7 protein-coding genes are annotated in these 10,375 nt (G+C 35.3%); 6 read left to right on the top strand and 1 reads right to left on the bottom strand.

The window, feature by feature from the left end; all coding sequences use genetic code 11:
* The 4 genes from KQ486_RS12535 to KQ486_RS12520 form a co-directional block, all read left to right on the top strand.
* Window positions 1-2,139 (top strand): peptidoglycan-binding protein (locus tag KQ486_RS12535; RefSeq protein WP_216687819.1); only part of this gene is annotated, 2,139 nt, incomplete at its 5' end.
* 131 nt (window positions 2,140-2,270) lie between these two features.
* Entirely contained in the window at window positions 2,271-3,584 is a 1,314-nt protein-coding gene (locus KQ486_RS12530) for a nucleotide sugar dehydrogenase (protein WP_216687818.1), read from the top strand.
* Between the two features lie 173 nt (window positions 3,585-3,757).
* Complete coding sequence (locus tag KQ486_RS12525) at window positions 3,758-5,461, top strand: IS1182 family transposase (RefSeq protein WP_246569324.1); 1,704 nt, start codon at window positions 3,758-3,760, stop codon at window positions 5,459-5,461.
* A gap of 72 nt (window positions 5,462-5,533) precedes the next feature.
* The gene (locus KQ486_RS12520) at window positions 5,534-6,574 is read left to right on the top strand and encodes a hypothetical protein (protein WP_216687817.1); all 1,041 of its coding nucleotides are present in this window, start codon (window positions 5,534-5,536) and stop codon (window positions 6,572-6,574) included.
* 97 nt (window positions 6,575-6,671) lie between these two features.
* Here the strand turns inward: KQ486_RS12520 and KQ486_RS12515 are convergent, their stop codons facing one another.
* Window positions 6,672-7,691, bottom strand: a complete 1,020-nt coding sequence (locus KQ486_RS12515; protein ID WP_216687816.1) for an LCP family protein — start codon at window positions 7,689-7,691, stop codon at window positions 6,672-6,674.
* Between the two features lie 165 nt (window positions 7,692-7,856).
* Here KQ486_RS12515 and KQ486_RS12510 point away from each other — a divergent pair, with 165 nt between their 5' ends.
* Both KQ486_RS12510 and KQ486_RS12505 read left to right on the top strand, forming a co-directional pair.
* Window positions 7,857-8,924 (top strand): glycosyltransferase family 4 protein, encoded by a 1,068-nt coding sequence (locus tag KQ486_RS12510; RefSeq protein WP_216687815.1) that lies wholly within the window; start codon window positions 7,857-7,859, stop codon window positions 8,922-8,924.
* A gap of 3 nt (window positions 8,925-8,927) precedes the next feature.
* Window positions 8,928-10,232 (top strand): hypothetical protein, encoded by a 1,305-nt coding sequence (locus KQ486_RS12505; RefSeq protein ID WP_216687814.1) that lies wholly within the window; start codon window positions 8,928-8,930, stop codon window positions 10,230-10,232.
* The last annotated feature ends 143 nt before the right edge of the window (window positions 10,233-10,375 follow it).

Genomic DNA, 10,375 nt, shown 5'->3' with positions numbered 1-10,375 from the left:
GATTCTGCCATTTGGCCAGGACAAAGCGATTCTGCCTTAATTGACATTAAAGAGAAACTGAATAGTTTAGGTTTTGGCGGAATTATTGTCTCAACATACTATGGTGATTTCACTGAGAAACGGGTTAAAGAATTTCAGGACTTCGCTGGTATTTCCTCCTCGGGTGCTCTAGATCAAGACACTATTAATGCGCTTGATGAACTAGCGGCTAAAGGATATTCTCAAGGAAATAGTCATTCGAACATTGCTACAATGAAGAGGAAATTAAACCGAGTTGGTTTCAATGGAATTTTAGTAACAAATTACTTTGGTAATTTTACCGAAAAGAAAGTTCGAGAATTCCAAGATTATTATGATTTGAAAGTCACTGGTAATGCGAACAAAGAAACCCTGGACCAATTAGATTATATTTATGAGCATCCTTTACAAGTTGGAAAAAGCCATCAGGACCTAAAAGATATTAAGAGAAAACTAAATGCAATTGGTTATGGTGGAATTATCGTGACAGACTATTTTGGAGGCTTTACTGAAACAAAAGTAAAAGAGTTTCAAAGAGCCAGAGGCTTACCAGTTAGCGGAATAGTTGAGTCAAACACTTTAGATAAAATAAATTCTATGTATGAAGCTAATCAAACTACGGAGTATAGTTATTCATTCGACAGAATGGTAGATATACAAATGAAAAGCGGGTTACCTAAATATGATGGTCCTGGAAAAATTAATGCCGATGAAGCTAATGTTCGTTATTACTTAAATCCTGCTAACTTTCCAAAAGGGACACCAGGCTATTTGCAATTTATGCTACTTGACGAATCTTCAAGTATTTCAGCTTCAGAATTAAATAAGGAATACTTAGAAGGTAAGGGAATGTTAGCTAATACTGGATCAGCATTTATTCGAGCAGGTGAACTGTATGATTTGAATGAATTCTATCTTATCTCACACGCACTACACGAGACTGGGAATGGTACATCCTCATTGGCACTAGGAGTGGGCGTGGATAAAAGTGGTAAAATCGTGAGAAACTCAAAAGGAGATATTATCCGAAACAAAAACCATAAAGATGTATATGAAGTAGTTTATAACTTTTATGGTTATGGTGCGCACGATGATAATCCATTAATCGGAGGTGTAAATTACGCTTTCGAACGTGACTGGTTTTCTCCAGAATCTGCAGTAATCGGTGGAGCTAAAAATATTTCTAATAATTATATCTCTCAAGGACAGAACACCTTGTATAAAATGAAATGGGATCCGGACAATGTGGAATTGACTAATCAACGAGGCAAGCAGTATGCTACTCACATTATGTGGCCTATTATTCAGGCTGAAAGAATGTATAGTATGCTGGGGTCATCTGTTTTTGATTCACTAACAAGATTTGAAGTTCCGCAGTACAAAAATCAACCGAAGGCGGACTCTAGCAAACCACCTAGACCAGAGCCTCAATTGCCAATACCAGAAATCGAAAACTACTTCTCGGCCGGAACATTAGGTGAAGTAACTGCAAATGTGAACTTCAGGGAAGGTCCTTCTACGGATTATAAAAGAATCTTAACAATCGATAATGGGTTAGAAATTGAGCTGATTGGTGATAATGGTGGAAAATGGTTTAAGGCAATCTACAACGGGAAAGAAGGTTGGTTACATTCTGACTATGTAACAATTACTTTCGAACCAGTAGATGTGGCTACTAGTTATCCCGAGGGGACAATTGCTACAGTTAAGAGCTCTGTTAACTTCCGCAAAGGCCCTAGTACAAGTTATGAAAGCTATGGAATGTTATCTTCTGGTACTTCTTTAGAAGCATTAGGGGATAATGATGGCAATTGGATTAAAGTAAAAAATAACAGCCGAGTAGGCTGGGTACATTCAGCATATTTAGATATTAGAAATCTATACGAAATTTATGATAGTGATGGAGATAATGTAAATTATAGAACAGCACCATCAAATGGTACAGCTGGTTCTCCAGTGGCATCCTTATCACCAGGAGAATTTGTTGCTTTGAGCTTAGATTCCAAGGGTAATATCGTTGCTGAAAGAGCTGTAGCTGGGACTATAGAATATAACTGGGTTAGAATTAAAATCAACGGTAAAAATTACTGGATGGCAGATAAATTCTTAAGAAAGTACTAAATAGAGTGAGTCATATCTAAATGATATGGCTCTATTTTTTCCAAATTAAGGTTTCTTAGTTATGCATCGATCCATAAAAGTTGTATAATGAAGTATGATGATATTCAAAAATCGAAAAGGAAGGAAAATATATGTCTTTATTCTCAAAAATCCAATCAAAACAAGAAAAAATCGCAGTAATTGGCCTTGGTTATGTAGGCTTACCACTCGCAGTGGAGTTAGCTAAGCATTTTGACGTTATAGGTTTTGATGTAAATGAATCCAAACTTCAAAAATATCGCGGCGGAATAGATGTCACAGACGAAGTTGGAGACGAGGGAATCCAGCAGACCACAATGGAATTCACCTCAGATGAAAACAGAATTAAGGAAGCGAAGTTTATTATTGTATCTGTACCAACACCAATTAACGTAGACAAAACACCTGATCTATCTCCTGTAACGGGAGCAAGTGAAACAATTGGTCGAAATCTAACAAAGGGTTCAATTGTTGTTTATGAATCCACTGTATACCCAGGGACGACAGAAGAAATCTGTATTCCAATCCTTGAAAAAGAATCCGGATTAACTTATGGAGAAGATTTTAAAGCGGGTTACTCACCAGAACGAATTAATCCAGGAGATAAAATTAATACATTAACGAAGATTACTAAAATTGTGTCTGGATCAGATGAAGAAGCCTTGGAAGAAGTCTCCTCACTTTATGGGTCAATTATTAAGGCTGGTGTCCATGAAGCAGAATCAATCAAAGTTGCTGAAGCCGCAAAAGTAATTGAAAACTCCCAAAGAGATATCAATATAGCTTTCATGAATGAATTGTCCATGGTTTTTAATAAAATGGACATACCAACAAAACAGGTTCTGCGCGCAGCAGGTACGAAATGGAACTTTTTAAAGTTCACACCTGGCTTAGTTGGTGGGCATTGCATCGGTGTCGATCCGTACTATTTTACGTATAAAGCTGAACAACTAGGATATCATTCACAGATTATCTTGGCTGGACGAAAAATTAATGACGATATGGGTAAGTATGTCGCATCTAATATTATCAAAAAAATGATACATGCAAAACAAGACGTCAGCAAAGCAAAAGTAGCTATTATGGGACTCACATTCAAAGAAGATTGTGGAGATGTCCGTAATACCCGAGTAATTGATATTATTGATGAGTTAAAAGACTATGAAATAGATGTTGTCGTTCACGATCCGATGGCAGATAAGGAAGAAGTCAAAAGAGAGTATGGCATTGATCTAGTAGATAAGAGTGAGATTAAAGATGTCGATGCAATCGTTGTAGCTGTTGGGCATCAATTATTCTCAAATTACAATCTCGACAACTTTGATAAGCTATACAAAAATCCAAATAAAAAGGTACTAATCGATATAAAAGAAATTCTAGATAGAGATGAAGCAACTAATAGAGGGTATCACTATTGGAGCCTTTAAGTATAAAAATGGAGGCTGGGACAAAACCCAGTAAAATAAAAAGTTGTGGAGATTCATCGAATCGATGATCTTCACAACTTTTTTATAATAAATTTGAAAATTGTATAAACAAAAAGAATCCCCTTTGATAAAATTGTAATAACCACAAAACAACCAACAAAGGAGAATTCTTTATGTTTAAACATTATAACATGAATCAAGTGGTTTTGCCTTTAGATTTAGAAGTAAAATTAGAAAAAAATGATATCGCCTATACGGTCAATGATCTAGTGGAACAAATACCTGATGAGGCTTTCAGCCAATTCTCCCGTAAAACGGGATGTCCGTCTTATCACCCTAAAATGATGATGAAAATTATACTCTGTGCTTATACTCAATCAACATTTTCAGGAAGAAAAATAGAAGCACTAGTGAAAGATAGTGTGCGAATGATGTGGTTGGCTCAAGGTTACGAACCTAGTTATCGTACGATTAACAGGTTTCGAGTCGACCCAGAGGTTAAAGAATTGATTCGCCAATGTTTTGTGCAATTTCGATGTCAACTTATTCAAAACAAGTTGATTGAGGAAGAAGCCATTTTCATTGATGGAACTAAAATTGAGGCGAACGCAAATAAATTTACGTTTGTTTGGCGAAAAGCTACAGAAAAGTTTAGTACGAGTTTAATTGAGAAGTCTAACCAGATGTATGATGAGTTATTAGAGGATGAAATCATTCCAGGAATTGAGCGAGAAAGTTCCGACGAACTTTCCATTGAGGAATTATCCGCTATTGAGAATCAGTTAGATGAGAAGGTTCAAGTCTATGATCAAGAAATTGAAGAAAACGATGATGGTCAAGAACGTAAAAGGCTTCGCTCTGAACGTAAAAAACCTAAACAATATCGTAAGCAATTTCAGGATTTCATCCGGCGCAAACTTAAATATCAATTGGATATGAAGATATTTGGTGATCGAAATAGCTATTCCAAAACAGACCATGATGCCACATTTATGCGAATGAAAGATGACTATATGATGAATGGCCAACTTAAACCAGCTTATAATGTTCAACTGGCGACCGAAGGTCAATTTGCGCTTGCGTATGATGTTTTTCCAAATCCTACAGACACAAGAACACTTCGACCATTTTTGAATTATATCGAAGATAACTTTTTTGAGTTACCTAACTTTATCGTCGCAGACGCGGGATATGGCAGTGAAGCTAACTACTCAGATATCATAGAAAATCGTGCACTCACACCTCTGATTACATACAATCAATACCGAAAAGAAAAACAACGTAAGTATAAGAATGATCCGTTCAACACACACAATTGGGAATATGATGAAGAACAAGATTGTTTTATTTGTCCGAATAATCAACGATTAACGTTCCGTTATGTCTCTAATCGGACAGATTGTTACGGCTTTACCAGATCATTTAAAGTTTACGAGTGTGAAGACTGTTCTGGTTGTCCTCTACGTTCAATGTGCACAAAAGCGAAAGAGGGTAACAATCGAAGAATTTTATATAATCAAAAATGGGAGCAACAAAAAGAATATACACGTAAAAAGCTTTCGGAAGAAAAAACTGGCGAAATCTATGGTAAACGCAAAATTGATGTAGAACCAGTTTTTGGATTTCTGAAGGCTAATTTGGGTTTCACTCGCATGTCCGTCAGGGGCAAAGCGAAAGTGAAAAATGAATTAGGCTTTGCGTTTATGGCTGTAAATTTACGAAAATACGCAGCCATGAACAGTGGGCATAATGGATATTACAATATAAACCCAGCAAAAAATGGCGCCAATCATTTAAAACTTATGATTGGCGCCATTTCTAACTATTGTAGACTAGTTATGTCCCAGCCTCTTTTTTATACTTTTTTTGTTATATAGATAAATACTTATGAATATATTATAATATAGGTAATAAGACTTATATTAAATGGATTAACGGGGGAGATAAACATGAAAGTTGGTTACATGCGTAATGCGAAGGAGCCGACGAAGCTTGCTGAACTAACGGCATCCAAATGCATAAAGAATGCGATTGATTTTATCTATATAAGACCTAAAGATATAGATATAGAGAACCAGATTGTAAAAGGTCAAAAGTTCACAGGAGACCAATGGAAAGAAATAGAATCTGATATTCCTGACTTTATTGATGTTACTCCTTATTGTTATAAAAAGAAAAATAGAAGAGTAATGAATTTCTTAAGTAAACATTCATTTCTTTCGTACCAGCCTCTTAAATATGGAACGAATAAAATTAAAGAATCATTAAAAGAAGATGAGCCATTTCTCCAGCAAATCGCCATTAAGGGCAATAGGAGAAAACAATTTGAGTATTTTAAGAAATTCATCGATGAAAGTAAAGATGTAATCATTTTTCTGTCAAAAGAAAAATCAGCTCCTTACATCATACATAATCAAGAAGAAGACAAGTACGTCATTGAACGGCTCTCCCAAATAACGACCTACAATGAAAAAGAGCTAAAAACTTTATTCCAATCGGTCATAAGTAATGAAAATTATAAGATATATAAATATTTTCCCTTTGATGACCAAGCAAGGTTACATCGAATCGACCTCCAGAAAAATGGTGAAGGAGAATGGAATCTAGTTAACAGTTCTTTAATTGAAGATCTTAATGGATTACATAGAAAAATGAACACAAATAATAATGAATCAAAACTACTATCAGAAAAGGCTATAAATACTTCAATAATGCTAGCGAAAAAAATAGAAGAAATAACAAAATCTAATTTAATGATACTAAGTTTTGATGTTGCTGTTTCAAAACAGGATAAAATTTATTTTTATGAAATTCTTTTTGGGCCTTCAACTACCTTATTTGAACACAAGTCGGCAGCATATCGAATGAGTTATTATAGTTACTTCAAGAAAAATAAGGTAAGTAACCAGGCATCAATAGAAACAGGCGCTAAAAACGTGGATCATAAAAAGAAATTTACACGCTTGTTAAACCTAATTCAAAGAGTTTAGGATTACATCTATCTTTACAAGAATAACTTTACATACAAAAACGAGCCGATAGTTCGGCTCGTTTTGTATATGATATCAACAGAGGTTGACCATAGCTCTATGATGCTTGGTCACTTTCAACATCTGTTGTTTGAGTTTGACTTGATTCAATAGAATTTAGTTCTAAGTGTTCCTTTAACGCATTCCTGACTTCCTCAACAGACTCCTGTACCGGAATCTGATAACTTATGCCATTAATTCGTTGTGGGTTCGTATCATAGCTAATAGATTCCAGGTTATCACTACTAAAACTGCTCATACTCATAAACAATGATAATCCATCCGAAACTTTAACATTTGTGGTTACATTTTCACCAATGACTCTACCGAGATCATCAATTTTAGTAACGTTTCTTAATTTAACAGCTTCATCGACTAAGGACTTGAGCAATTCTTGCTGTCTGGCATTACGTCCGATGTCTCCTCTTGGATCTTGTTTCCGCATCCGTACAAAAGCAAGGGCTTCCTCGCCACTTACGTGTTGTTCACCTTCTTTGAACTCGACCCATCGAGATCCTGGATGCATTGTTTTCTCTTCAAAGTCGAATGGCACGGTAACCGTTACGCCGCCAACTAAATCGACAATATTAACAAACGCATCGAAATCAATTTCCGCATAGTAGTCGATCGGTATGTCTAAAAACTTTTCTACTGTATGAATGGCCATCTCCGTACCACCAAAAGCATATGCGTGATTGACTTTATCCATCGTGCCTCTCTCGGCAATTTCAACCCGCGTATCTCTTGGAAGACTGACCATCTTTACGGAATTGTCTTTAGGATTGAAAGTCAGGACCATCATCGTATCGGTTCTTCCTCGACTATTAGGATCTTCATAGTTTTCAACCCCCATAACGAGGATTGAGCTAGGATCCTTACCTAAGGCAACAGATTCTGTACGTAAATCCGATTTTTCACGTCCATCTAGATCATTGTATGATTCACCAGCTGCTTGCATGGATTCATATATATAGTAAACAACTCCCGCTAGAGCAATGAATAGAACAGTTAATATAATATATAAGCGTTTTTTACTACGCTTTTTTTTACGTTGCTTTCTTTCTTCTACTCTTCCCATTCTATTCCCCTCTGAATAAAAATTTTAACTCTATCAATTATAGTTTTATTTATCAATCTTTGCAATGGATATATAGAACTTATGGGACTATAATATCTTTTGATTCAAGCGTTCGCTATGCTATGATTAGGTTTATAAATGATGCATAAATCGAGGGGTTAACATATGACTTTCTTTTTTCTTTTTATCGCGTTTACAATCTCCTTATTAGTAGCCTTATTAACCACTCCGTTCGTACGAGTATTAGCTGTTAAATTCAGAATTGTCGATCGTCCGGATAACCGTAAAATTCATACAACTGAAACGCCATATTTAGGTGGTGTTGCTATATTCATCGGTGTAATGACTACATACCTTATCTTTTGGCCAGCTCACGACCATAAGATTGCTATTATTGTCGGTGGTGTAATTATGTTAGTTACTGGTTTCTTAGATGATAAATTCAATCTAAAGCCAGTCGCAAAACTATTGGGACAATTTCTCGCTGCAACTGTCATTATCTCCTCCGACTTATTAATCGATAAAATAAATATCCCTTTCTTTGGTGAAATATATCTCCAGAACTTAAGTGTTATCGTGACGTTAATTTGGATTATTGCAGTGGCCAATGCGATTAATTTAATTGACGGTTTAGATGGATTAGCAGGAGGAGTAACGACAATTGCCTTATTAAGTATTTTCGCGATGGCAATGATGGATCAAAACTATGTTGTCGCATTTTTATGTATTATTGTCATTGGGTCAAATATGGGCTTTTTATACCATAACTTCTATCCTGCAAAAATATATATGGGTGATTCAGGCTCACTCTTCTTAGGATATATGATTGCTGTTATATCGATGCTCGGTCTGTTTAAAAATGTCGCACTCTTTAGCTTTATTATTCCTTTACTAGTTATCGCTGTACCAATTTTAGATACGCTGTTTGCGATTATTCGAAGAGCGAGGAGCGGAGAAAGTGTCATGATTGCAGATCGCAAACACATCCACTATCAGTTGTTAGATGCTGGTCTTTCACACCGTGGAGCTGTGATGGTCATTTATGTATTTAGTGCATTATTCGGAATCATAGCTGTATTATTTAGCTACTCTCCTTTTAATGCCATATTACTTTTGTTGTTTTTCTCTTTTCTTTTAATTCATATCATCGCAGAAATTGTTGGGTTAGTAATGGGTGGGAAGAAACCGGTGTTAAACTTCTTGAAAAGGTTAATCTTCAGGAAGGAGAAATAATCATTGAATAAGCTTTTTAAAAATAAATTTAAATTAACAATGATTTTTATTGTTGTGTTCATTATACTCACCGGTCCAACGCTTACCTTTTTATCGTTAAGATACGGCGAAATGAATACAATTGATTTTATGGTTTCAATTACATCAATCTCCATCGCATTTATAGCATTGATTGTTGCTTTGAGTACTTATTTTTCAATTGATAGTGTGAATAACATCACGAAAATGGAAGGGAACATTTTAGAGAACGAAGATTATTCTACTTCGATTGCAGAAATTGTCCGTAAGTACGACCAAAAGACTGCTGACGAAACAGCGGAAGCTGTCTTTAACGACTTAGAGAATCGATTTTCAAAAAGAAATTCGAATACAGCGGTGAAATTAGCGAATAATTTACAGACTTTTATTGATATCATTGTCATTTTTCCCTCTCTATTTGACACGCAAAATAAAAAGCACGAAAGCAACATGGAACGAATGCAGTCGTTGTTGAATCAAATTGATAAAAGAATTAATAGTATCCTCACCGTTAGTGTTGGAAATCTCACTCTAATCGAAGAGACACAAAAATTAATTAAGGCTATTATTTATTATCAAAAGCTAGCTACTACGCATAACTTGAGACCAGTTGCAGAATTGTTGGAAGTGAAAGGGTCAATTATTAAAAACTCAGTCACACGTACGGTCTATTACAATTACGTAGGACTTTTTAGCTTAAAAAAAGTGTTTCAAGAAGTGCAAAATCAGTTACACGTACATGACGTAAATGAGATTGAAACCATTGAATATATCATCGAAAACAAGTCTACACTTTCAAGGAAAAGTTTAGAGATCATATCTATTTATTTACAAGAAGCTGAGTCATCATTTGAACATGCGAATGAAAATTCGTTAAATGACTTTATGTGGCAGTCGTTCATTAAATACAACCAAGCTCGTGTTTACTTTTGGAAGCAACATCTCCTTGGTTCTGAGACAGAGGAAACGTGGGTGGAATGTATGAATGATGCAATCTATGCTCGAAAGCGTCTATCGTTATTTATTGATGATATTGTAGACGGAAAAGAAACATATCTTAAAGATCATTTTCTTTATCAAGAGTACATTGCGAGTTTAGTGAACTTTAATTATGCAATTGCTAGCAAAGAGGATATTAGCGACCCATATCATGATTATACATATCCTTCTTACACAGGTTTAGTGGATCATCCGTATATTCGTGAAGATTTTACAATGCCATTCAGTAGGATTGCTCGTTATCAAGAGAGGATACGAGAAAGAGTGAGTTTTACATTAGTCGGAAAGTAATTCAATAGATCTTTATTTAGGCTCAACTTATTGCTTCTAGAATGTACCAAGATATTAAATGAGCTTGTAGAATGGCTTTTTTGTGCATATCGAAAAACACTTAAAATACTAATCTGTTCATATATTAATTAAATTTTAAACTG

Source organism: Allobacillus halotolerans, from assembly GCF_018967645.1.
GTDB lineage: Bacteria > Bacillota > Bacilli > Bacillales > Alkalibacillaceae > Allobacillus > Allobacillus halotolerans.
Note: the sequence above shows the minus strand (reverse complement) of the source record. Positions and strands in the feature narration are given on the sequence as shown.